This window comes from Sphingomonas turrisvirgatae (genome assembly GCF_001721295.1).
Lineage (GTDB): Bacteria > Pseudomonadota > Alphaproteobacteria > Sphingomonadales > Sphingomonadaceae > Sphingomonas > Sphingomonas turrisvirgatae.
The window spans coordinates 38646-60904 of sequence record NZ_MDDS01000005.1 but is presented as its reverse complement, the minus strand read 5'-3'; the positions used below and the strand labels follow the sequence as shown (position 1 = coordinate 60904).

The 22259-nt window shown below is 68.0% G+C and carries 24 protein-coding genes and 1 tRNA gene; 14 read left to right on the top strand and 11 right to left on the bottom strand.

What is annotated here, in order from left to right:
* Window positions 1–4 precede the first annotated feature (4 nt).
* Genes BFL28_RS01780 through gspD form a run of 4 tightly spaced genes read left to right on the top strand, consistent with a single transcriptional unit; the run spans window position 5 to window position 3691 of the window.
* The gene (locus BFL28_RS01780; protein WP_420911744.1) at window positions 5–472 is read left to right on the top strand and encodes a prepilin-type N-terminal cleavage/methylation domain-containing protein; all 468 of its coding nucleotides are present in this window, start codon (window positions 5–7) and stop codon (window positions 470–472) included.
* Window positions 469–825, top strand: a complete 357-nt coding sequence (gene gspI / locus BFL28_RS01775) for a type II secretion system minor pseudopilin GspI (protein ID WP_069318925.1) — start codon at window positions 469–471, stop codon at window positions 823–825. Before BFL28_RS01780 ends, gspI begins: the two co-directional genes overlap by 4 nt.
* Entirely contained in the window at window positions 822–1616 is a 795-nt protein-coding gene (locus BFL28_RS01770) for a type II secretion system protein N (RefSeq protein ID WP_069318924.1), read from the top strand. Before gspI ends, BFL28_RS01770 begins: the two co-directional genes overlap by 4 nt.
* An 11-nt stretch (window positions 1617–1627) precedes the next feature.
* Entirely contained in the window at window positions 1628–3691 is a 2064-nt protein-coding gene (gene gspD, locus BFL28_RS01765) for a type II secretion system secretin GspD (protein WP_241527181.1), read from the top strand.
* Here gspD and BFL28_RS01760 read toward each other — a convergent pair.
* Genes BFL28_RS01760 through BFL28_RS01750 form a run of 3 tightly spaced genes read right to left on the bottom strand, consistent with a single transcriptional unit; the run spans window position 3685 to window position 5068 of the window.
* Complete coding sequence (locus BFL28_RS01760) at window positions 3685–4113, bottom strand: hypothetical protein (protein ID WP_069318922.1); 429 nt, start codon at window positions 4111–4113, stop codon at window positions 3685–3687. The two genes, gspD and BFL28_RS01760, sit on opposite strands and share 7 nt — an antisense overlap.
* Window positions 4110–4556 carry a hypothetical protein gene (locus tag BFL28_RS01755; RefSeq protein ID WP_069318921.1) on the bottom strand — a complete coding sequence of 149 codons (447 nt, stop codon included), beginning with the start codon at window positions 4554–4556 and terminating at the stop codon, window positions 4110–4112. Before BFL28_RS01755 ends, BFL28_RS01760 begins: the two co-directional genes overlap by 4 nt.
* On the bottom strand, window positions 4553–5068 hold the full coding sequence (locus tag BFL28_RS01750; RefSeq protein WP_079246868.1) for a hypothetical protein: 516 nt from the start codon (window positions 5066–5068) through the stop codon (window positions 4553–4555). The genes BFL28_RS01755 and BFL28_RS01750 overlap by 4 nt, the downstream gene beginning before the upstream one ends.
* Before the next feature lie 165 nt (window positions 5069–5233).
* Between BFL28_RS01750 and BFL28_RS01745 the strand changes: the two genes are divergently transcribed.
* Complete coding sequence (locus BFL28_RS01745; protein ID WP_069318920.1) at window positions 5234–7690, top strand: PhoX family protein; 2457 nt, start codon at window positions 5234–5236, stop codon at window positions 7688–7690.
* 61 nt (window positions 7691–7751) lie between these two features.
* Here the strand turns inward: BFL28_RS01745 and BFL28_RS01740 are convergent, their stop codons facing one another.
* The 4 genes from BFL28_RS01740 to BFL28_RS01725 are packed head-to-tail and all read right to left on the bottom strand — an operon-like array spanning window position 7752 to window position 11501.
* The gene (locus BFL28_RS01740; RefSeq protein ID WP_069318993.1) at window positions 7752–8108 is read right to left on the bottom strand and encodes a hypothetical protein; all 357 of its coding nucleotides are present in this window, start codon (window positions 8106–8108) and stop codon (window positions 7752–7754) included.
* A 38-nt stretch (window positions 8109–8146) separates the two neighbouring features.
* Window positions 8147–8779: a TetR/AcrR family transcriptional regulator gene (locus BFL28_RS01735; protein WP_069318992.1), complete on the bottom strand. Its 633-nt coding sequence runs from the start codon at window positions 8777–8779 to the stop codon at window positions 8147–8149.
* Between the two features lie 17 nt (window positions 8780–8796).
* Window positions 8797–10095, bottom strand: a complete 1299-nt coding sequence (locus tag BFL28_RS01730; protein WP_069318919.1) for an amidohydrolase family protein — start codon at window positions 10093–10095, stop codon at window positions 8797–8799.
* Window positions 10092–11501: an amidohydrolase gene (locus BFL28_RS01725; RefSeq protein WP_241527180.1), complete on the bottom strand. Its 1410-nt coding sequence runs from the start codon at window positions 11499–11501 to the stop codon at window positions 10092–10094. Before BFL28_RS01725 ends, BFL28_RS01730 begins: the two co-directional genes overlap by 4 nt.
* Window positions 11502–11614: 113 nt before the next feature.
* On the opposite strand from BFL28_RS01725, the gene BFL28_RS01720 reads away from it, so the two are divergent.
* Genes BFL28_RS01720 through BFL28_RS01690 form a run of 7 tightly spaced genes read left to right on the top strand, consistent with a single transcriptional unit; the run spans window position 11615 to window position 18045 of the window.
* On the top strand, window positions 11615–12283 hold the full coding sequence (locus BFL28_RS01720; protein WP_119184521.1) for a hypothetical protein: 669 nt from the start codon (window positions 11615–11617) through the stop codon (window positions 12281–12283).
* Entirely contained in the window at window positions 12280–13461 is a 1182-nt protein-coding gene (locus BFL28_RS01715) for a hypothetical protein (RefSeq protein WP_069318918.1), read from the top strand. The genes BFL28_RS01720 and BFL28_RS01715 overlap by 4 nt, the downstream gene beginning before the upstream one ends.
* Entirely contained in the window at window positions 13458–14414 is a 957-nt protein-coding gene (locus tag BFL28_RS01710; protein ID WP_069318917.1) for an AAA family ATPase, read from the top strand. The genes BFL28_RS01715 and BFL28_RS01710 overlap by 4 nt, the downstream gene beginning before the upstream one ends.
* 34 nt (window positions 14415–14448) lie before the next feature.
* Window positions 14449–15693 carry a DUF58 domain-containing protein gene (locus tag BFL28_RS01705; protein ID WP_069318989.1) on the top strand — a complete coding sequence of 415 codons (1245 nt, stop codon included), beginning with the start codon at window positions 14449–14451 and terminating at the stop codon, window positions 15691–15693.
* Window positions 15690–16703 (top strand): stage II sporulation protein M, encoded by a 1014-nt coding sequence (locus BFL28_RS01700; RefSeq protein ID WP_069318916.1) that lies wholly within the window; start codon window positions 15690–15692, stop codon window positions 16701–16703. The genes BFL28_RS01705 and BFL28_RS01700 overlap by 4 nt, the downstream gene beginning before the upstream one ends.
* Window positions 16690–17556 carry an RDD family protein gene (locus BFL28_RS01695; protein ID WP_069318915.1) on the top strand — a complete coding sequence of 289 codons (867 nt, stop codon included), beginning with the start codon at window positions 16690–16692 and terminating at the stop codon, window positions 17554–17556. The genes BFL28_RS01700 and BFL28_RS01695 overlap by 14 nt, the downstream gene beginning before the upstream one ends.
* A 9-nt stretch (window positions 17557–17565) precedes the next feature.
* Window positions 17566–18045 carry a methyltransferase family protein gene (locus BFL28_RS01690; protein ID WP_069318914.1) on the top strand — a complete coding sequence of 160 codons (480 nt, stop codon included), beginning with the start codon at window positions 17566–17568 and terminating at the stop codon, window positions 18043–18045.
* Between the two features lie 2 nt (window positions 18046–18047).
* On the opposite strand, the gene BFL28_RS01685 is transcribed toward BFL28_RS01690, so the two are convergent.
* A complete protein-coding gene (locus tag BFL28_RS01685; protein ID WP_069318913.1) occupies window positions 18048–18458 on the bottom strand; it encodes an acyl-CoA thioesterase in 411 nt (136 codons plus the stop codon).
* Window positions 18459–18574: 116 nt separating this feature from the next.
* Between BFL28_RS01685 and BFL28_RS01680 the strand changes: the two genes are divergently transcribed.
* Window positions 18575–19708 carry a zinc-binding dehydrogenase gene (locus tag BFL28_RS01680; RefSeq protein ID WP_069318912.1) on the top strand — a complete coding sequence of 378 codons (1134 nt, stop codon included), beginning with the start codon at window positions 18575–18577 and terminating at the stop codon, window positions 19706–19708.
* A gap of 47 nt (window positions 19709–19755) precedes the next feature.
* Complete coding sequence (locus BFL28_RS01675; RefSeq protein WP_069318911.1) at window positions 19756–20673, top strand: glycosyl transferase family 1; 918 nt, start codon at window positions 19756–19758, stop codon at window positions 20671–20673.
* 11 nt (window positions 20674–20684) lie between these two features.
* Here the strand turns inward: BFL28_RS01675 and BFL28_RS01670 are convergent.
* The 3 genes from BFL28_RS01670 to BFL28_RS01660 form a co-directional block, all read right to left on the bottom strand.
* Window positions 20685–20768: transfer RNA gene (locus tag BFL28_RS01670), tRNA-Leu, on the bottom strand.
* Between the two features lie 46 nt (window positions 20769–20814).
* Window positions 20815–21366, bottom strand: a complete 552-nt coding sequence (locus BFL28_RS01665) for a DUF805 domain-containing protein (RefSeq protein WP_069318910.1) — start codon at window positions 21364–21366, stop codon at window positions 20815–20817.
* Window positions 21367–21548: 182 nt separating this feature from the next.
* Window positions 21549–22115 (bottom strand): hypothetical protein, encoded by a 567-nt coding sequence (locus BFL28_RS01660; RefSeq protein ID WP_069318909.1) that lies wholly within the window; start codon window positions 22113–22115, stop codon window positions 21549–21551.
* Window positions 22116–22259 lie beyond the last annotated feature (144 nt).

Sequence of the window (22259 nt, the reverse complement as noted above, 5' to 3'; positions counted from 1 at the left end):
GCCCTTGCGGGGGGAAGGCATCTCTGACGCCGAACACGGCATGACGCTGATCGAGATGCTGATCGTGCTGGTCATCATCGGCATCGCCGCCGGCGGCGTCGCGCTCGGCATCGGCACCGCAACCCGCGCGCCGTCGGTCGAGACGGAGGCGCGGCGGCTGGCGCTGCGGCTCCAGGCGGCGGCCGACGATGCGATGCTGGGCGATCGGATCATCGCCTTCACGACCCAGGAACATGGCTATGGCTTTGCCGCGGTGAAGCGCGACGGGTCCATGGTCCCGCTGAGCGACGCGCTCGCCCCGCACACCTTGCCCAGTGGGATCGTCGTGACCATCGACACCGCCCCGCCCGTGATCCTGGGCGTCGATGGCGGGGGCAAGCCGCTGTCGGCCACGATCGAAAATGGCGAGCAGCGCTGGATCGTGCGCTATGACGGCGTGACGGCAACGGCCAGCAAGGTGGCGGTGCAGTGAGGGACGACGGCTTCTCGCTGATCGAGGCGCTGGTCGCGCTGGCCGTGCTCGCCATTGCCACGGTCGGCCTGATCCGCGCGGTCGAAACGCATATCGATTCGACTCGCGCGATGGAGCGCCGCGCCGCCGCGATGTGGGTGGCAGAGAATCGGCTGGCCGAAATCCAGCTCGCCGATCCCGCCGCCAACGCCGCCGAAACGCAGCTGTTGGGCCAGCAATGGCGGGTGGCGATCGCGCGCTCGCGCACCGCCGACGCCGGGATCGACAAGGTGCGCATCCAGGTCTTCGCACAGGGCGCCGAACGAACCCCGCTTGCATCGCTCGACGGCTTCGTGGAGGGCAGCGGGACATGATCCGCATCCTCGACCTCACCGCGCGCCAATCGCGCACCGCGCTCGACATCGTGACGGCGGGGGTGATCGTGTCGGTGGCGGTGGCACTGGCCGGGCTGACCTGGCGCATTGCGGGCCATGCCGGCACGGGCACGGTCACGGTGCCGTCGGGCGCACGCCCCGTCGCGCAGGTCGCCGACCTCACCCCGGCGCTCGCCTTCGCGCCGTTCGGCAAGGGCAGCAGCGAGGCGACGACGGCGACCGCCCTGCCATTGAAGCTCAAGGGCGTGTTCGCCGCCTCACCTGCCGCGCTTTCCGTCGCCTATATCGAAGTGGGCAGCGAGCCGGCCAAGCCGTTCCGCATCGGCGAAGCCCCGGGCGGCGGGGTGATCGAGGGCATATTGCGCGACCGCGTCCTGCTGCGCGTCAACGGCCGGATCGAATTCCTGGCCTTCCCCGATCCCACGCTCACCGCCGAGCAACAGGCCGCCGCGCTCGCTCAGCCCGCGCCGGCACCTCAGCCTCAGCCCGGCACCGCTGCATCGGCCTCGCCGCCGCTCTCGCCAAATGCGGTCGGGCTGGCGTCGCCGCTGGTTGCGGGACTGACCCCTGTCCCCGGCGGCGTGCAGATCGGCGCCGGAGCGCCCCCGGGCTTGCAGCAGGGCGACGTCGTGACTTCGGTCAACGGACGGCCCGTCAGCACCCAGGCCCAGGCCGCTAACGCCCTTGCCGCCGCGCAGTCGGCCGGTTCCGCTCAAATTCAGATCACCCGCGACGGAAAGCCACTGACGCTGACCGTCCCGACCCGCTAGGTATCCGACTCGTGCGCAATCCGATCCGCAGTTCGCTCCTCGCTCTTGCGGCCACCGCCATGGTGGCCCAGCCGGCCTTCGCGCAAAGCGGCGACGCCGCGGACATCGTCGTCAACATGCGCGGGGTCGAAATCGCCGATGTCGCCGACCAGATTTCGCGTCTCACCGGCCGCACGCTGATCCTCGACCCGGCGGTCAAGGGCACGGTCACCGTGACCTCGGCCCAGCCGCTCTCGCCCGCCGGCGTATGGGAGCTGTTCCAGTCGGTGCTGCGCGCGAACGGCTTTGCCGCCGTGCGCTCGGGCCGGGCGTGGCGCATCGTGCCGCAGGGCAATGCGGTGCGCGACGGCGGCGTCTCGACCCGCAGCGCGTCGGGACAGGAACTCATCACGCGCATGATCCGCCTGTCGAACGTTCCGGCTGCGGAGGCTGCGCGCGTCGCGCGGCCGCTGGTGGCAAGCTTTGGCAGCGTGGAGCCGCTGGCCCAGCCCAATGCGGTGGTCGTCACCGACTATGCCGACAATGTCCGCCGGGTCGAGGCGATCCTGCGCTCGCTCGACGGCAATGGCGGTGGCCTGACCTTTGCCACCGTCACGCTGCGCAACGGCAGTGCGCCCGAAGTCGCCCAGTCGCTTCAGGCCGTGCTGGGCGATGGCGGCGCGAAGGTCGCGGGCGATCCGCGCAGCAACACGATCATCGTGCGCGGCACGCCCAGCGCCGTCGCGGATGCGCGGCGCATGATCGCGTCGCTGGATGCGCCCGGCGGCGCGACGCCGATCACCCGCGTATTCCGCCTCGATTATGCCGACGCCGAAGCGGTGACCGAAGTGCTGCGCGGCGTGCTGGGACAGGAGGCAACGACCAACAACCCGATCGCGCGCAGCCTGTCCGCCGGATCGCGCAACAATCCTCGCAGCCCTAGCGGCGTGCTCGGCGGCCTGATCGCCTCTGGCGGACAAAGCCCTGCGCAACTGGCCGCCGCCGCCGGTGCAGCGGGCGCTGCCGCGCAGGACCGGCAGTCCGCGCAACTCGGCACGGGCGAACAGGGCGCGGTTCAGGGCTTCTCGACCCCCGACCTTACCGTCCAGCCGTCGCCCGACATCAACGCCGTCGTCTTGCGCGGCACACCGACAGCCATCGCCGCGCTCGAACCGCTCATCGCCGATCTCGACGTGCGCCGTCCGCAGGTGCTGATCGAGGCTGCGATCGCCGAGATCACCGGCGAGGAGGCGGAAGCGCTGGCGGTCCAGCTCGGTACCGGCGCCGCGGCGCTCACTCAGGTCGAGGGTGCGGCCACCTCCTTCAACACCAGTCCCGGCGTCCCCTCGCTTGGCACCATCCTCACCGCGCTTGGCGTGCCGGCCGCCGGTCTGGTCGGTCCGGGGCTGAGCGCGAATATCGGGATCGGCAACGATTTCTCGATCCTGGTCCAGGCGCTCGGCACCTCGTCCAAGTCGAACCTGCTCTCGACGCCTCAGATCACGACGCTGGACAACAAGGTCGGCGAGTTCGTCGTGGCGCAGGAAGTGCCCTTCGTGACCGGCTCGATCCTGCCGAGCAGCGGCGGGGCCGTGAACCCCTATACCTCGATCGAGCGCAAGGATGTCGGCATCACCTTGAAAGTGCTGCCGCGCATCAACGCCGGCGACACGATCCGGCTCGAGGTGGTGCAAGAGGCATCGTCGATCGCCGCGACTCAGCTCAGCCAGGCCAGCGACCTCATCACCAATCGCCGCGCGATCAACACGACCGTGCTGGCTGACAATGGCCAGACGATCGTGCTCGGCGGTCTGACGTCGGACGATTATGGCCAGGTGAAAAGCCAAGTGCCGATCCTGGGCGACATTCCCATCCTGGGCGAGTTGTTCAAGGGCCGGCGCGAGAGCCGGCAGAAGCGCACGCTGTTCATCTTCCTGAAGCCCACCATCCTGCGCAATGGCGAGGATGCGGCGGCGGTGGCCAGGGCGAAATATGCGCGGCTGCGCGCCGACGAACTGGATCACAACCGGCCGAGCAACCTGCTGCTCAAGCCGCTGCCACCACGCCTGACGCTGGAGATCGACGGGATCTATTGATCGGCGGCGCCGTCGGCCGCCATCGCCACCCGCACCCGCTCACGCCCGCGGGTAAAGAACGCCGCATCGATCGCCAGGCTCTCCAGCCGCCAGCCGTCGACGCTCTCGCCCAGCTTCAGGCTGCGCGAACTGCCGTCGCCGAGCCGCACAAGCGCCACCGCATCGCGGTTCAGCCGCCCGGCGATCCCGACCAGCGCGGGCGCGTCGGCGGGCGCCGTATCGCCGCCCTCTGCCGGCGCGAACAGGCTGCGCTCATAGATCGCGGCCACCGCTGGAATCGGTGGCGGTATCACCGTGCGCACCTCCGGCACGGCCTTGCGCGGCGTGGCGATGTTTCCGGACGACAGCAGCAGGGCGGGCAGCGCGACGGCGAACGCGCCTGCCCCAGCCAGCGGCACCCAGGTTGTGCGGCTTGGCTTCATGCCGCCACCGCCTCGCCCGTCAGCCGCACCTCGGCCTCGCCCAGCGCCTGAAGCTGCCAGCTGTCAAAGCGGATCAGCGGCGCATCGCGCTCGATCCGGTCGATCAGCGCGATGACGGCCTTGTCAGCCCCGGACAGCTTCACTCGCAGCCGAATAACGCCGCCTTGCGATGATAATATATCGGTCTGCTCGACCAGCACGCCGCCTGCCGCCGCAAGGCTGCGGATGCGCGCGATCGCCGCCTTCGCGCCGCCCGGCAGGCGCAGCCTGGCCGCCAGCAGCGGCGGCGCGGGCGTGCTCGGCCGTGCGGCAAGCGCCGCCGCCTCGGCCCGCGCGGCGCGCGCACGCGCCAGGTCCTCGAGCGCGGTGCCAGTCGCCGGCGCGAGCGACAGCAACGCCACCAATCCGCCCGCCAGCCCAGTCAGGGTCGTCGCCCGATTCACGCCGCGCGCCGATAGCGGATCAGGATCAGCGCGCCCGCCCGGCGCTGTCCGGCCTCGCGAAAGCCGGCGAAGGCCGGATCGCGGCGCAGCGCGGTCCGCACCGGATCGGGGTCCGGCGCTGTGATCTCCAACTCGACCGCGCCGTCCGCGGCCTGCGTCATACGCGCCACCCGCGCTTCGGCTGGCAGCGCCGCGGCGACCCGGTCCAGCCAAACCGAAGCAGTCGGGCGACGAACGGCGGCGCGCAGCAACTCGCGCGCATCGTGGTCCTGTGCGGCGGCTGCAATGCGCGGCGCAGCCTCTGCCTGCACTCGCGCTGCCGTCGCCAGTGCATCGCGCTCCAGCATCTTGGCGCCGCCGATCGTGAGCACCGGCCCCAGCGCGATCAGGCCGATCAGCGCCGCGGCCCATCGCCAATCGATCGCCGGCATGTCGGGCGTGCGCATCGGCGCTGCCGGCGGCGACAGCCGCTCCGTCATGCGGTCGATCAGGCTCTGGCGCGGCTCGTCCATCGCCTGCGCATTACATCGCTCCCCCGGCCGGCGGCAATCGCGTCATCGAACTGACGCGAAAGCGCAACGCCTTCGTCAACGCGCGCTCATCAACCTGTCAAATGCGCCCGCCACACGCCCCCTGTGGCTGTCCCGCGCCCGGGATAGTCGAGGGGACACGCAGCAATGACGCAGATCATGAACGCCGACTTCGCCTATTGTGACGGCGATATCGAGACCAACCGCTCCACCACAACGCCGCTCGGCGCGATGATCGAACAGCGCTATTCGCGGCGCGCGACGCTGCGCTCGGGCGGCGGCGCGGCGGCGGCGGCGCTGCTGGGCGGCACGATGCTGTCGGCCTGCGATGGCGGCGATTTCGATTCCTCGCCGACCGTCGTTTCGATCGGATCGAGCGGCAGCACGACCGCTGGTCGAGTCGTCACGCTGACGGCCGAGGCCAAGGACGATGGCGCGCTCACCGCTGCCTGGGTGCAGACGGCGGGACCGCCCGTCGCGCTGTCGGGCGCAAACACCAACGCGGCCTCGTTCATCGCGCCGGGCGTGTCAGCGCCGACGGTGCTGACCTTCCAGTACAACGCAACCGACACGTCGGGACAGATCGGCCGCGACACGGTCAGCGTGACCATCGCGCCCGCGGCGATCGGCTTCGCCGCCGTGGCCAAGAACAAGAACGACGTCGTCACCGTGCCGGCGGGCTACACCGTCACGATCGGCGGCCGCACCGGCGATCCCATCGCGGCGGGCGTCGCAGCCTATGCCAACAATGGCACCGATACCAACTTCGCGCAGCGCGTCGGCGATCAGCATGACGGCCTCAACTATTTCGGGCTCAGCGCCACCGGCACGCGCGACGACGCCAGTTCGACGCGCGGGCTGATCGTCCAAAATTACGAGAACATCCTGACCCAATATCTGCACGTCGGCGGATCGACCTCGCCCGGCGGCGTGCGCCCGGAAAGCGAAGCGATCAAGGAGATCGAGGCACATGGCGTGGGCGTGCTCGAATATGTCGAGGGCGCAGGCCGCTCCTGGGCTTATGTCCCGGCCAGCAGCTTCAACCGCCGCATCACGCCCAACACGCCGATGACGTTCAGCGGCCCGGTGCGCGGCACCGACTATCTCGTCACGCCCTATTCGACCGATGGCACGGCCGGTCGCGGCACGATCAACAACTGCGCCAATGGCAGCACCGCCTGGGCGACGTACCTGACGTGCGAAGAGAATTGGGCGGGCTATTTCCGCCGCTCGGGCGACAATGCCAACCGCACGGCAAAGGAAATCACCGCCCTGGCCCGCGCCGGCGTGAGCAGCAGCACCGGCAGCTATGGCTGGTCGACCGTGGTCGCCGCCGACAGCGGCAACACGCTGTTCCGTCGCTGGGACGCGCGCGCCACGACAGGTGGCACCGCCACGACCGACTGGCGCAACGAACCCAATCAGTTCGGCTGGGTGGTCGAGATCGACCCCTATGTGCCCACCTCGACCCCGCGCAAGCGCACCGCGCTCGGCCGCTTCAACCATGAAGGCTGCTGGCCGGGCAACATGGTCGCGGGCCGCAAGCCGGCCTGGTACATGGGCGACGACGCGCAGAACGAATATCTCTACAAGTTCGTCTCGGCGACGCCATGGACCGCGAACGATGCCGCCGCGACCGATCGCCTCGCGATGGGCGACAAATATCTCGACACGGGCATCCTCTATGTCGCGGTGTTCAACGCCAACGGCACGGGCGAATGGCGTCCGCTGGTGTTCGGCACCGGGCCGCTGACGGCGTCGAACGCGACCTATCCCTTCGCCAGCCAGGCCGATGTGCTGGTCAACACCCGGCTTGCCGCCGATGCGCTGGGTGCCACGCCGATGGATCGACCGGAATGGACCGCGGTCAATCCGGCGACAGGTGAGCTCTATCTGACGCTCACCAACAATTCGAGCCGCACGCCGGCGCGAGTCGATGCGACCAACCCGCGCGCCTATCTCGATCCGCCCAGCACCTCGCGCAGCAACCGCAACGGCCACATCCTCCGCCTGCGCGAAGCGGGCGATACGACCGAGGCACTGACCTTCGCCTGGGACATCTATGCCTTTGGCGCAGGCTCGGACCTCGACCCGACCAACATCAACCTGTCGGGCCTGACGGCGGACAACGATTTTTCCAGCCCCGATGGCCTTCGCTTCGGCCGCGCCAGCAACGTCAGCGGCCAGAACAAGCCGTTCGTGTGGCTGCAGACCGACGATGGCGCGTTCACCGATGTCACCAACAACCAGATGCTGCTGGGCCTGCCCGGCTCCGTGAACGACGGCGGCACGCGCACGGTCAGCAACGCCGACGGCGCGGGCGGCACGGTCACGGCGGTCACCCGCATCGGCGCGGCGCCCGGCGGCAATCTGCGCCGCTTCCTGATCGGGCCCGTCGATTGCGAGATCACCGGCGTCGATTCGACTCCGGACGGCCGCACGCTGTTCGTCGGCGTCCAGCATCCGGGCGAAGGCGGCACGCCGACCGCGCCGACCAGCAACTGGCCGGCGACCCAGGCCAGCGGCACCGCGCCGGCCGGAACGCGACCCCGGTCGGCGCTGGTCGTCATCACCAAGAACGACGGCGGCGTCGTCGGTCTCTAGAAGCGCCCCGAACTTGCGGGGGAGCGCGTCACGGCGCGCTTCCCCCCTTTTCTCGTTCGGATCAGCCGCGCGGGGCGTCGGTCCGGCTCACGATCTTGGCGGTGCCGTCACGCGTGATCGAGATAAGGTGCGGGTTGTTCCCGTCGCACGTCGCGCGCCAGGTCGGGTTGCCCTGGCGATCCTCCAGCCGCTCGCTCTTCGTCACCTTCTGACAGGCAAGGCGGGCATCGCGAACGGCGCGGAGGAACACGCCTTCCTGCGCGGCGACCGGCAGCGCGATGACTTCGGCCTGGTAATTGGTCGCGTCGGCCTCGTTCGCCGCCACCTCGTTCATCGCGACATTGGCGGCCGGTTGAGCGCCGTCGTTGCACGCTGTGACAAGCAGCGCGGCGAGGATCACGAAACTGGTGTTGCGCATCGATCGCTCCTTCTCTTTTGGCCAAACAACGCGGATCGTCACGCCTTCGATCCGACCATCTTTAGAAACAGTCGCGTGGCGCGACGCACCCGTCGCCGGATCGCGTCGACGCTCGGCAGCGGCGCCAGCCCCAGCTTGATCTCAAGATCCCCCGCGCCCAGCCACAGCCCGACCAGGTCGTCGGCGGCAAGCATCGGGTCGTCGACCTCGATTTCTCCGCGCGTTGCGGCAGCGCCGATCACTTCATTGAGCCGGTTCATGCAAAGCCGCGGGCCGGCCGCAAAGAAACGCTGCGCCAGCGCCGGGATCTGCGCGATCTCGTTCATCAGCACGCGATCGACCGCGACATGCTCCTCGCTGAACTTGAGCCCGGCCAGCGCCACGCCAAAGGCATTGAGCTGATCCTCCAGCGTCGTTCCCGCCGCGATCTCGGCCTCGAACACGGCGGCCATCCGCACGCTTTCGACCCGGATCACCTCTTCGAACAACGTCTCCTTGTCGCCAAAGCGGCTGTAAACGGTGACCTTGGACACGCCGGCGGCGGCGGCAATGTCCTCGATCGTTGCGGCGTGAAAGCCGCGCGCGAAAAAGGCTGCACGCGCCGCCGCGACGATCGCGTTGTGCTTGGCCGGATCGCGCGGGCGGCCGGCCTTGCGAGGTTCAGCATTCACGCAGCTGCCCGGCGCGTTCAACGTTCATATGCCTTGGGCAGCACACCTTCCTTGGGATCGAGGTAGCGCTGCTTGAGCTTGTCCTGCCGCGTGATCAGCGGCTGTTCGATCCCGTCGATATAAACGCGCACTGCCGCGCTGCCGATCTCCAGCGGATCGCCGTCCCACATCACCAGGTCGCCGCGGCGTCCCGTCCGCAACGAGCCGAACTCGGTGCCCATGCCCATTGCCTCGGCCGGCTTCGAGCTGATCGCGGCGAATGCCTGGCCCCAATCGAGGCCGGATGCGCCGGGGATCTTGTTCAGCGCCACCAGGTTGCCGGCATATTGCTTCACCAGCCGCGCCTGACGCGCCTCGTCATCGTTGATCATGCCGATGCCGACGGTGACGCCGGCCTTCTGCATCCGCCCGATATTCGACTGCGTCGCGGCCAGCTGCTCGAACGAGGCTGGCAGGTCGGCCAGCGCCGAGGCGAGCACCGGCACGCCCGCCGCCGCGATCTGCGGCGCGACCATCCAGCCTTCGCTGGCGCCGACCAGCACCAGCTTGAGCGCCGGCACCTCACGCTTGAGGCCGAGGATGGTCAGGATGTCCGACGCGCGCTCGACATGAACCAGCAGCGGCACCTGTCCATTGACGACCGGCACCAGCGCCTGCGCATCGGCCCGCGTGAGCAGCGCGTCCTTGCCGCGATCGGCGAAGCTGCCCGGCACGCGGGCATAGTCGCGTACCTCAAACAGGATGTTCTTGAGCATCGCATAGGCTGCCGGGCGGCTGCCCCCGCCGCGCGATGCGCCGGTCTCGCCATATTCCATGAACTGGAAGGCGCGCGGTTTGGTCACCGCGTCCATGTCCGCACCAAGGTCGATGATCGCCCCCTGCCCGGCAAAGATCGATCCGCGTGCCTGCGGCGCGACGACGGCGCGCGTGATGCCCTCGGCCCGGTTGAGCGTGATCGCGCTGGTCCGGGGATTGACGCCCGGCACCACGTCGATCGATGCGTTGAACGGCGTGTTGCCGGCTCCGGCATCGTTGGCCTCGCTCACGCCATCGACTTCGACGATGCCCATGCGAGTGAAGCCCGCAAAGATGCCCGGCGTCACATAGCGGCCACCGGCATCGACGACCGGCACGCCGGCCGGGACTGAAACGCCGCGGCCGGCGGCGACCACGCGCCCGTCGCGCACGACGACCGTGCCGTCCTCGACCGGGGCAGAGCCATCGCCGATGACCAGCCTGGCGTTGGTAAACGCCACGGTCTGCGCGGCGGCAGGGAATGCGGTCAGCGCCGCAGCGGCAAGCAGGAGGCGCTTCACTTCACGTCTCCTTCGCCCGGCTGGCCCAGTTCGAAATCGGACACCGGCCGCTTTTTCGGATCGAGCGCATCGTACATCATCGCACCGTCGATCCACACCTTTTCGGGCCGGGTATAGACGCTGAACGGATTGCCGTTCCACAACACCACATCGGCCATCTTGCCCGGCTTCAGGCTGCCGGTCACCTGGTCGATGCCAAGCGCCCGTGCCGGCGTGATCGCCGCCCAGCGCCAGGCGCGTTCCTCGGGAATGTCATAGCCCGCGCGCTTGGCCGCGGCGCGAACCTTGGCGATTTCCTGGTTCAGGCGCTGGATGCCGTTCGCATCGTCCGAATGGATCATCGCGCAGGCGCCCTCGCGCTCCAGGATGGCGAGGTTCTCCTGGATCGCATCATAGCTTTCCATCTTGAAGCCCCACCAGTCGGCCCACACCGCCGCGCAGGTGCCGTTGGCCTTGAGCAGGTCGGCGATCTTGTACGCCTCGACCGCGTGGTGGAAGGTGCCGACCTTGTAGCCGAATTCCTTGGCCATATCGAGGACGATGGCCATTTCGTCGGCGCGATAGCAGTGGTTGTGGACGATGATCTCGCCCGCCAGCACGCCGCGCAGCGTATCCATGGCGATGTCGCGCGTCGGCGCCTCGCCGCCGTCCTTCTCATAACGGTCCCAGCGCCGGCGATAGTCCTGCGCCTTGGCCCAGGTGCCGCGATCGACCGCGATATTGCCCATCCGGGTCGACGGCATCCGCCCCTTGCCGCCATAGACGCGCTTGGGGTTCTCGCCGCACGCCATCTTGAGCCCATAAGGCGCGCCGGGGAACTTCATCCCCTGCATCGTGCGGGCGTAGACGTTCTTGAGCGTCACCGAGCGCCCGCCGAACAGGTTTGCCGATCCCGGCAGGATCTGAAGCGTCGTCACCCCGCCATTGGTCAGCGCGCGCGAAAAGCCGGGATCCTGCGGCCAGACGCTATGCTCGGCCCACACCTCTGCCGTTACCGGCCCGGTCGCCTCGTTGCCGTCGGAATGCGCATCCACGCCGGGGCTCGGATAATCGCCGAGATGGCTGTGCACGTCGATCACGCCCGGCGTGACATATTTGCCCTGCCCGTCGATGACCGTTGCCCCGTCCGGCGCGGCGATCGACTGCCCTACCTCGACGATGCGGCCGTCACGAAACAGCACCGATCCGCCGTCGATCCGCCCGCCCTCGCCGTCAAAGATCGTGACGTTGGTGACCAGCGTCGGCACGCCGGGGTAAGCGCGATAGGTCGAGGGATAGGGATTGCGGTCATAGGCCTTGCCCGGGTTGCGGGAAGGCGCGTCGCTGGACGCGCTCTTGGGCCGTGCATCGCTGGTGCACGCGGCAAGCGTCGCCACGGCGGCGACACCGATAAGGGTGCGGATCAAGAGGCGGTCACTCCCTGTAACATTCGTTTCTTCGTTGCCGGGACGTTAGGAGCGAAAAGCGTTGCGCGCAAACGGGTGATTTGCTCCAACGGATGCGTGACGGGGGATTGCGAGTGACTGTACCGGCCGCGCCGGCAAGCGGCGCCCCCCCTCCCGCCGGGCCGGTCTTCGGCGATGCCGCCGCGGTCGATGCCGCGCATCGCGCGATCCGGGCCGACAGCAGCATCCAGTTCGACCTACCCTGGTTCAAGCCCGACACCGCTCCGCCGCCGCGCTGGCTGCTCGAGCTGTTCGACGCGCTCGGCCGCTTCGTCAAATGGGTCGGCGGCGGATGGACCGTGCTGATGTGGCTGGCGATCGCCGCGGCGGTCGCGGCGGCGCTGTTCATCCTCTATCGTCCGCTGCGCGAGTGGCTGGCGCTGCGGCTTGGCCGCCAGCCCCAGTCAGAAGCGCCGCGCTGGGTGCCGCAGGCCGCAGCCGCCCGCGCCCTGCTCGACGAAGCCGACCAGCTCGCCGCGCAGGGCCGCTTTGCCGAAGCGGTGCGCCTGATCCTCCATCGCAGCATCCAGGATATCGAGGCGTGGCGCGGCGATCCGCTGCGCCCCTCGCTCACCAGTCGCGACATTGCCCGCTTCGACGCGCTGCCCGATGCGGCGCGCGGCATCTTCGCCCGCATCGTCGCCGATGTCGAACGCAGCTTGTTCGCCGGCGGCATGCTGACCCGCACCGACTGGGAGCGAGCCCGCGGCGACTATGCCGGTTTCGCGCTGGGCAGCCGGTGAGCGAAGCGTCGCCCTTTCGCCGCCGCACGGTGCTGATCCTCATCGGCGTGGGGCTGGTGGCGATGCTCGGCTTCCTGCTGACCGCGACCTATGGCGACCGCTTCGACCGGCCGCGCAGCAACGCCCCTTCGCCGACCTCGCGCTACGCCACCGGCTTCCAGGCGCTGTTCCAGCTGATCGAACAGGCGGCCGGCAGCGCCTGGCTCAGCGGCGATAGCGAGGATCGCGGTGAGGGCCTGCTGGTCCTCCTGCCCAATCTTCGCACGCAGCCGGACGAGTTGCGCGCCGCGATGGGCGGGCATGAAGGGCCGACGCTGGTCGTGCTGCCCAAATGGCTCACCGCCCCGCAAAGGCTGCGTCGCGACCGGGAAGATCGGCATGGCATGGTGCCCCCCGCGGCGATCCAGCGGCTGATGAGCGCGCTGACGCAGGTTGAGCCACATCAGGAAGACGGTTCGACCAGGCTGCGCTATCCGTCCGGCCTGGCGCTGAAGCCGTTCGCGACGAGCGAACCGATCCAGGCGATCGCCGGGAAGGACCTGGTCGGCCTGATCGAAGCGCCCGACGGCGCGGCGGTGCTCGCCGAGATCAAGGGCACCAATGTCTATGTGCTCGCCGATCCCGACCTGCTCAACAATGTCGGCCTTGCCAGCGGGCAGAACGCGCAGGCCGCGATTGCGCTGCTCCGGGCGCTCGATCCGGATCATCCGGGCGAGGTCGCGTTCGATATCATGCTGCCGCATGGCGCGGGCGGGCGGAACATGGGGCAACTGCTGTTCGAGCCGCCCTTTGTCGGTGTGACGATCGCGCTGCTCGCCGCCGCGCTGCTGGCCGGCGTCGCGACCTTCAGCCGCTTCGGCCCGCCGCGCCGCGAGCCGCGCGCGCTGGCATTCGGCAAGCGCGCGCTGATCGAGAATATCGTGAGCCTTGCCCGCCGCGCGGGCCGCACGCGTGAGGGCGGCGGGGCCTTTGCCGATGCGGTGCGCGACTGGGCGGCGCGACGCCTCGCCCTGCCCCGCACGCTGCAGGGCGAGGCGCTCGATGCGCATCTCGATACCCTGCACACAGCGACCCCCTATGCCGCGACCGCGCAAAAGGTGCGCGACGCGAACAGCGAACCCGACCTGCTGCGCGCGGCGCAGCAACTCGACGACTGGCGAAAGGAAGTGAAGGCATGACCCTGGAAGACGTGCGCGCATTGGGCGCGGCGATCGATGCAGAGGTGAGCAAGGCAGTGGTCGGCCAGTCGGGCGCGACGCGACTGCTGACCATCGCGCTCCTTTCTGGCGGTCACGTCCTGCTCGAAGGCGCCCCGGGCACGGCCAAGACGCTGCTTGCGCAAAGCTTCGCGCGCACGCTTGGCCTCGATTTCGGGCGCATTCAGTTCACCCCCGACCTGATGCCCGGCGACATCATCGGCGCGAGCCTGTTCAACTTCCAGACCTCATCCTTTCAGCTGACGCGCGGGCCGGTATTCACCGAGCTGCTGCTGGCCGACGAGATCAACCGCACGCCGCCCAAGACTCAGGCCGCACTTCTCGAAGCAATGCAGGAACGGGCCGTAACCATCGACGGGGAAACGCAAAAACTATCCGACCGCTTCACCGTGGTCGCGACCCAGAACCCGATCGAGCAGCAGGGCGTCTACCCGCTGCCCGAGGCGCAGCTCGACCGCTTTTTGTTCAAGCTCGCCATCGACTATCCCGACGAGGCAGGCGAACGCGCGATCGTCGCGCAATATGGCGCGCGTACCGGTTCGCCCCGGCCGGCGGACAGCGGCGTTGCGCAGATCGCCGACGGCGCCGCGCTGGCCGCGGCGAGCGACGCGGTGCTCGGCGTGCGGCTGGCGGACGAGATCATCGGCTATGTCGTAGCGCTGGTGCGCGCGACGCGCGGGCATCCTGACCTCGCCAATGGCGCCTCCCCTCGCGCTGCCTCGGCGCTGGCCGCCGCCGCGCGTGCCGCCGCCGCAATGGACGGGCGCGATTATGTCATTCCCGATGATGTGAAGCTGCTCGCACAGCCGCTGTTGCGGCATCGCGTGGTGCTTTCGCCCTCGGCCGAGATCGACGGGCGGCGCGCGGACGATATCGTCGCGCAGCTGATTGACCGGGTCGAGGCGCCTCGATGAGCGCGGTGCCGCTCAACGTCCGGGCGCAAGCGCGTTGATCGTCCCGACTCAGCGGGCCGTGCTGCTGGTCGCCGCTGCCGCGCCGCTGGCGCTGGTGCTGGGTGTCCTGCTGCCGGGCGGCTGGCTCGCGGCGGTGGCACTCGTGCTCGCGCTCTGCCTCCTCACCCTGATCGACGGCCTGACCGCACCGGCGATCCGGGACGACGACCTTGCCCTCGCCGCGCCAGGCTCGGTCGAGGTCGGCGCCAAGATCGATCTGACGGGGCCGAACCCTGCACTTGCCTACGCCGCGCAGGCCACGGCACCGCTCGAACCGCAGCCGGAGTCCACCCGCTTCATCGCCGCCCGGCGCGGTGCGGCGCGGGTCGAGCGCGTCTGGGCTCGCGTCACCGGCCCGCTCGGCCTTGCCTGGCGGCAGCGCAGCAGACCGCTCGATCGAACGATCGCGGTCCTGCCCGACCTTGCTTCAGTGCGCGAACAGGGGATGCGCCAGTTCATGCGCAGTTGCCAGTTCGGCACGCGCATCCGCCCCGACAGCGGCGACGGCACCGAATTTCAGTCGCTCACCGATTTCCAGCCCGGCATGGAACGCCGCGCGATCGACTGGAAGGCGTCGGCGCGGCACTTTTCGCTGCTCGCCCGCGAATTCCGGCCCGAGCGTGACAACAGCGTCGTGTTCGCCGTCGATTGCGGCCGCGCGATGAGCGAGCCGGTCGACGGCCTGCCCCGCGTTGATCGCGCAATTTCGGCTGCATTGCTTTCCGCCTTCGTGGCGCTGAAGTCCGGCGACAATGTGCGTCTGTTCGGCTTCGCGGGACGCCCCAATGCGGATTCGGGCAGCGTCACCGGAACAAGCGGTTTGGCCACGCTGCACCGCACCGCCGCGCAGATCGACTATGGCGCAGTCGAGAGCAACTATACGCTCAGCCTCGTCAGCCTCGACCAGCGGCTGCAACGCCGCAGTCTCGTCATTCTCTTCACCGAATTCACCGATCCAACCGCCGCCGAGCTGATGATCGCCGCGGCCGCGCGAATGCTGAAGCGCCATCGCGTGCTGTTCGTGCTGTTCCACGATACCGAGCTTGAACGGCTGATCGACGCGCGGCCCGCAAGCGCCGACGACATCATCCGCGCGAACGTGGCACATACCCTGCTGCGAGAGCGGCGCATCGTGATCGAACGACTGCGGCGCGCAGGCATCGACGTACTCGAAGCCGCGCCCGACGCCCTCCCGCTCGCATTGGCCGAGCGCTATGTCCGGGATCGCGGACGGCCATGAGCGGAGCCGCCCTCGCCCCCAGTTTCGGTCTCAGCCAGTTCCGTGCCGAGCGCGAAAGCGATTGGCAGCGGCTGGAGCAATTGCTCGACCTGGTGGAAAAGAAGTCGCCCAAGCGGCTGACCAACCAGGACCTCATCGAACTTCCGCGGCTTTATCGCGCCACGCTGTCGGCCCTGTCGATCGCGCGCGAGACCTCGCTCGATGGTTCGATGATCGCCTATCTGGAGAGCCTGTCCACTCGCGCCTATTTCATCCTTTATGGCTGCCGCGAACCGCTATGGCATCAAGTCGGCTCGTTCTTCGCAAGTGGCTGGGCGGCGGCGGTGCGCGGCATTCGGGGCGAGATCGTCCTCATCGCCGCCCTGTTCTTCGCCAGCGCACTCGCCGGCTATGCGCTCGTGCTGAGCGATCCCACATGGTTCTCCGCGCTCGTGCCCGGCGAGATGGCGAGCGGACGCGACATGCAGGCGAGCGCCGACTATCTGCGCGGCACTCTATACGATCCTCCGGAGCAAGGCGGGCTGGAGGTCTTCGCCACCTATCTCTTCACGCACAATGCCCAGATTTCGATCCTGGCGTTCGCGCTCGGTTTCGCCTTTGGCATTCCGACTTTCTTCCTCATTGCGCAGAACGGCGTGATGCTTGGCGCCTTCTATGCCGTCTTCGTGCCCAAGGGGCTTGGCTGGGGCCTCACCGGCTGGCTGATGATCCACGGCACGACCGAATTGTCGGCAATCATCCTGGCCGGCGCGGCGGGACTGCATATCGGGCGCGCTGTCGCCTTCCCTGGCATGCGTACCCGCTTCGCTGCCGCCGGGGATGCGGGTCGCCGCGGCGCGCTGGTGATGATCGGCGTCGTCATCATGCTGCTGGTCGCAGGCCTGCTGGAGGGGTTCGCGCGGCAACTGATCGTCGACGACGGCGCGCGCTATGCCATCGCCGCGCTGATGCTTGCCTTCTGGATCCTCTATTTCACCCTTGCCGGGCGGAGCCTGGATGATCGACCCTGACGCCAGGCGCATTCGCGAGCTGGTGACGCCCGAGGGGGTCGCGCTTCATCTCAGGCTGGCGACCGCGGGCGCGCGCGCCGCCGCCTTCGCGGTGGACGCCGCGATCATGCTGGCCAGCCTGATCGCGATCACGATCCTGGCCTTCTTCATCCTCGGCGGCTTTCGCACCTTCGGCCCCGCCGCGATCATCTGGCTGCTCGGCCTGTTCCTGTTGCGCAACTTCTACTTCACCCTGTTCGAAAGCGGCGTTCGCGCCGCGACGCCGGGCAAGCGGCTGCTTAAGCTGCGGGTCGTAGCGCGCGACGGCGGACAACTGACCGGCGGCGCAGTGCTGGCGCGCAACCTGATGCGCGAGATCGAGGTGTTCCTGCCGCTGATCTTCCTTGCCAGCGCCTCGCAAGAGGGGTTCAGCAGCAAATGGCTGTCGATCTTCGGCTTCGCCTGGACGGGCATCTTCCTGTTCATGCCGCTGTTCAACCGCGACCGGCTGCGCGCGGGCGACATGCTCGCGGGGACTTGGGTGGTCGAGAATGAGCGGCAGAGGATCGCACCCGACCTGATCGCCCGACCCAATCCCGGGGCGGATCGCTACAGCTTCACGCCCGCCGAGCTTGCCGTCTATGGCCAGTTCGAGATCCAGCGGCTTGCCGACGTGCTGCACCATGACGACCCCGACACCATCGTCACCGTCGCCGGCGTGATCCGCCGCAAGCTGGGCCGCAGCGACGAGGCCGATGGCGCGGGCGACGATCGCGCGTTCCTCGACGCCTATTACACCGCCGCGCGCCTGCACCTCGAACGCGGCCTGCTGTTCGGGCAGCGCAAGCGCGACAAGCACGATTCAGCAAGCTAAAGGGCCGGCATGACTGAACCGAACCGCGACATTGCCGGCGTCATCGCCCCGCCGCCGCTGATCTTCCTGGCGTTCCTCGGCCTTGGCATCGCGCTCGAATATGGCCTCGTGCGCACGCAGGGGCTGGACATGCCCGCTTCGCTGCGCGTGACGGTGATCGGCGCGTTGTTCCTCGTCGGTGCGGCGCTGATCGCCGCCGCCACGCTGCGCTTCCGCAAGGCCGGCACCCCGGCCCCGCCCTGGCACCCCACCACCAGCTTCGTCGCGGAGGGCGTTTACCGCTGGACGCGCAACCCGATGTACCTCGGCATGATGCTGATCTACCTCGCCGGCGGTGTCGCCGCCGATGCGCCGGTCGTGTTCTGGCTGCTCGTGCTATTGATTCCGACGATCCACTACGGCGTCATCCTGCGCGAAGAGCGCTACATGGCGGGCAAGTTCGGTCAGCCCTATATCGATTATACGCACCGCGTACCGCGCTGGCTTTAGGCCTAGCCTTCGCGCTTGCCGAAGAAATGCTCAACGACATGCTCGGCGATCCGTGCCGGACGCAGCGTCTTGGCGTCGATGCAGCACCAGCTCGACTTGACCTCGGCCAGCACCTCGTCGCCGCGGCGGATGATCGTCTCGTAAAAGGCGCGCACGCCCTGCACCTTCTCCAGCAGCACCGTCGCGACGACCTCATCGTTCAGGAACGCGGGTTTGCGATAGGTGATCTCGTGCTTCAGCGCGACCCACAGGTGCCTCGCAACTTCGTCGCTCGGCGCCAGCTTCTGCCAATGGCTCAGCACCGCGGTCTGCACCCATTTGAGGTAGCTGGCATTGTTGACGTGCCCCATGAAGTCGATGTCGGCCGGATCGACCGGGATCGGCACATCGAACGGGGTGGCGGCATGGGTCATGGATTGACCTTAACGTAAAGCGCGTCGCCATGCGAGTGGAATATCGCGCACAATGCCGCTTGCCCGGCTTTTAGAACGTGCGGTATGGTCGATGCCAACCAAAAGAGAGGATGCCCATGACCGACTCCGCCTCCGCCCCGACCCAGGCGCGCCAGCTGTTCTCGACCGTGACGCAAGATGGCGCGCTCGAGCTGGACCTGCGCGACGTGCCGGTCCCGACACCGACCGGGGACCAGCTTCTGGTGCGGGTGGAGGCGACGCCGATCAACCCGTCCGACCTCGCCGTCCTGCTCTCGGCCGCCGATCCAAGCGGCTTTACGGCATTCGGCGCCAGCGCGCGCAGTCCCATTCCAGAGGCCGCCCGGCGCTTCACCGCGGCGCGGGCCGGGCACTCGCTGCCGGTAGGTAATGAGGGTGCGGGTACGGTGATCGCCGCCGGCGAAGATCCCGCGGCCCAGGCGTTGATCGGCAAGACCGTGGCGGCAGCGGGCGGCAGCTTCTATGCGCAGTACAAGCTGCTGCGCGCGCACGACTGCCTCGTCCTGCCGGACGGGGTCAGCGCCGCGGAGGGCGCATCGTCCTTCGTCAATCCGCTCACCGCGCTCGGCATGGTCGGCACGATGCGGCGCGAGGGATACCGCGGCCTCGTCCATACCGCCGCTGCCTCGAACCTGGGGCAGATGCTGGTCAAGCTGACTCAGGCGGAGGGCGTGCCGCTCGTCTGCATCGTCCGCAATCAGGCCCAGGCCGATCTGCTGCGCGGCCTTGGCGCGACTCACGTCGTCGACAGCACCACGCCCGACTTCATGGGCCAGTTGATCGAGGCGATTGCGCAAACCCAGGCCTTCCTCGCCTTCGACGCGATCGGCGGTGGCAAGCTTGCCGGGCAGATCCTCACCGCGATGGAACAGGCGGCGCTGCGCACCCAGCCGGCCAATGGCCCCTATGGCTCCAGCCAGATGAAGCAGGTCTATATCTATGGCCGGCTCAGCACCGAACCGACTGAAATCGGGCATAATTTCGGCATGAAGTGGGGCGTCGGCGGCTGGCTGCTCACCCCCTATCTGCAAAGCGCGGGGATCGAGGAGGTCGCCCGGATGCGCGCCAGGGTCGCGGCCGAAATCCGCACCACCTTCGCCAGCGCCTATACCGCGCGGATCACGCTGGATGGAGCCATCCAGCCCGATACGATCGCGGCCTATGCCCGCCGCGCGACGGGTGAGAAATACCTGATCATGCCGAACGCTTGAAGCGAAGGGGGTGGCGGCGCGGGGCCGCGATTGGCTATCGGCGGCGCATGATCAGATCGCTCCGCTTGTTCCTCGCCCTGCTCGCCATCCCCGTCTCCAGCGCGCCGGCCATCGCGCAGGTCGCCGCGCGCGCGCCCGCACCGGCAGCCCCCACGACGGCCGCGCCGCGCACGATCCTGTTCGTCGGCAACAGCTTCACGCAAGGCGCGCATTCGGCGGTGCGCAACTATCGCGCCGGCAGCGTCACTGACCTGACCGGACGCGGCTATGGCGGCGTGCCCGCGCTGTTCAAGCTGTTCGCCGAACAGGCGGGCCTCAGCTACGCGGTGAGTTCGGTGACGCAGGGCGGCAGCACGCTCGGCCTCCATTTGGCGGAGCGGCGTCCACTGTGGGACCGGCGGTGGGACGTCGTGGTGCTTCAGGATTTCAGCACCTTCTCGCGCGAGCGGCCCGGCGATCCCGCCAGCCATGTGCGCGACGCCGGCGCGATCGCGGCATTGCTCAAACGTGCCAATCCGCGCGCGCGAATCGAATTGCTGGCAACGTGGAGCCGTGCCGACCTCATCTATCGCCCGGGCAGCCGCTGGACCGGCACGTCGATCGACCGCATGGCGATCGACCTGCGTCGGGGCAACGACGCGGCACGGCGGGCCAGTCGCGACATCGACGGTGTCATCCCGGTCGGACAGGCATGGAACCGCGCCTTCGCGACGCGGGTCGCCGATCCCAACCCCTATGACGGAATCGCCTTCGGACAGCTCAACCTGTGGAGCTACGATCACTACCACGCCAGCATCGCCGGCTATTATCTCGAGGCGCTGGTGGTCTTCGGCAAGGTGACCGGCGTCGATCCCCGCCGACTGGGCGAGCGCGAGCGCGCGGCGGACGATCTGGGTCTGTCCGGTCCGCAAGCCAAGGCGCTGCAACAGGTCGCATGGGAGACGCTGTCCGCAGAGTGGCCGTGATTTTTAGAAGTTGGTGCCCCTGGCCGGACTTGAACCAGCATGCCTTTCGGCGTTCGATTTTGAGTCGAATGCGTCTACCATTTCGCCACAGGGGCAGCGCGCCGGCGTCGCTAGACCATCAGCGACGCCGGAGCAAGCGGCTTAGCCGAACACCTCTTCGACGTTGGTCGCGACGCCCTTGGGATCGTCACCGAAACGGTTGGGTCCGCGCGTGCCCTCCATGAACATCCACACCAGCAGCACCAAGGCGCAGATCGCGCCGATGCCCATCAGCACCAGGCCCGCCATCGCGGCACCGCCAGCCCCCGATCCGCTGCCATCGAGCGCACCCACCGCGCCCACGGCGAGCAGAATGCCGCCCAGCAGCATGGGACCGAGCGGCAGCAGGATGAACCAGCCGCTGCGATTGAGGTCGTGAAGCCGCCGCACCGCCACGGCCAGGCTCGGGATGAAGGTCGCGATCGAGAAGACGTTGGCGAGCAGCCCGCCGGTCAGCGCTGCCGATCCGCCGATCGTCGTGTCGGTCGCCACACTGTCGCTCGTGGCGCTGCCGCCCAGCCCTAGCGCCGCATCGATCAGGCTCAGCACGATCGACACGATCACCAGGAACAGGGTGTACATCCAATATTCCTTGCGCCGCGAGCGCCCCTTGAAGTCGAAATACCGCTTCAGCGGCAGGATCATCCAGTTCATGCGCCCCCCTGTGTCGCCCGCCAAGCGCGCGAGCCCGGCGACGGTAACTCAATGCCCCGGCAATGTGAATTCGCCCGCCGTCTCGCCTGTCGCCAGGTCGGCAATGGTCCGCGCCCCGCGCAGCATATGCGTACAGGTAAGCGGCGTCCGGTTTTTGAGCGGTAAGCGGACGGCGCGGATCTTCAGGAGATTAGCTGCTGTCCTGCCACTTGCCAGCCGTAGTAAACGATTATGAAACCTAGGGTAAGGATGTTGAACCAGCGTCGCCGCACGAAGATCATCGACACATACAAGACCGGATACAGGATCATGTTGACAGCCATTCCAATCGTCAGGACTGACGGAATCCCGTCAATGGCTATACTATATATGCGAAAGAGCAGAAGCGATAAGACCAAAGAGCCGAACGACAGCAATCGCGTGCTATCGTAATAGCTCCGCAGGTCGATAGGCTCGGCTACAACCGGTTCCGGAAGGCATGATGCCGCTGCAAAATAGAGCGTCAGCAACTTGGCGACTTGAAGCAGAGTTTGCCCAACAGTAACTTCCGCCTGCTCTCTGTCGCCCCATGCTCCCAGCCATACTGAGACGATTAGCAGAATAACGATGGCCGCCAGAAGAACCGGCTCAATCGCCCACTTAACCTGTTTACCTAAAAGCAGAAGCTTGTGGATCGTAGCGGCGATATGGGTCAGCGCCAATCCAAGGATAACCGCGCTTAGTGCAAAGGTAAACTCGAACAGGCTCATCACATGCTCCCCCCTTGGACGCGTATGTCAGCTCCCTACAGGGTCAGCAATAGGACGGAACCAGCAGACTAACTGGCTGTCAGCAATGGGGTCGTCACCGGTCCGTCTGCTGTTGGCGCGTCGCATAAATGCCGGAATGGCTCA

Coding starts and splice junctions, on each gene's coding strand:
- BFL28_RS01770 (WP_069318924.1), top strand. CDS start 822: ATGATCCGCATCCTCGACCTCACCGCGCGCCAATCGCGCACCGCGCTC.
- BFL28_RS01760 (WP_069318922.1), bottom strand. CDS start 4,113: ATGAAGCCAAGCCGCACAACCTGGGTGCCGCTGGCTGGGGCAGGCGCG.
- BFL28_RS01750 (WP_079246868.1), bottom strand. CDS start 5,068: ATGGACGAGCCGCGCCAGAGCCTGATCGACCGCATGACGGAGCGGCTG.
- BFL28_RS01745 (WP_069318920.1), top strand. CDS start 5,234: ATGACGCAGATCATGAACGCCGACTTCGCCTATTGTGACGGCGATATC.
- BFL28_RS01740 (WP_069318993.1), bottom strand. CDS start 8,108: ATGCGCAACACCAGTTTCGTGATCCTCGCCGCGCTGCTTGTCACAGCG.
- BFL28_RS01710 (WP_069318917.1), top strand. CDS start 13,458: ATGACCCTGGAAGACGTGCGCGCATTGGGCGCGGCGATCGATGCAGAG.
- BFL28_RS01700 (WP_069318916.1), top strand. CDS start 15,690: ATGAGCGGAGCCGCCCTCGCCCCCAGTTTCGGTCTCAGCCAGTTCCGT.
- BFL28_RS01695 (WP_069318915.1), top strand. CDS start 16,690: ATGATCGACCCTGACGCCAGGCGCATTCGCGAGCTGGTGACGCCCGAG.
- BFL28_RS01690 (WP_069318914.1), top strand. CDS start 17,566: ATGACTGAACCGAACCGCGACATTGCCGGCGTCATCGCCCCGCCGCCG.
- BFL28_RS01685 (WP_069318913.1), bottom strand. CDS start 18,458: ATGACCCATGCCGCCACCCCGTTCGATGTGCCGATCCCGGTCGATCCG.
- BFL28_RS01680 (WP_069318912.1), top strand. CDS start 18,575: ATGACCGACTCCGCCTCCGCCCCGACCCAGGCGCGCCAGCTGTTCTCG.
- BFL28_RS01675 (WP_069318911.1), top strand. CDS start 19,756: ATGATCAGATCGCTCCGCTTGTTCCTCGCCCTGCTCGCCATCCCCGTC.
- BFL28_RS01665 (WP_069318910.1), bottom strand. CDS start 21,366: ATGAACTGGATGATCCTGCCGCTGAAGCGGTATTTCGACTTCAAGGGG.
- BFL28_RS01660 (WP_069318909.1), bottom strand. CDS start 22,115: ATGAGCCTGTTCGAGTTTACCTTTGCACTAAGCGCGGTTATCCTTGGA.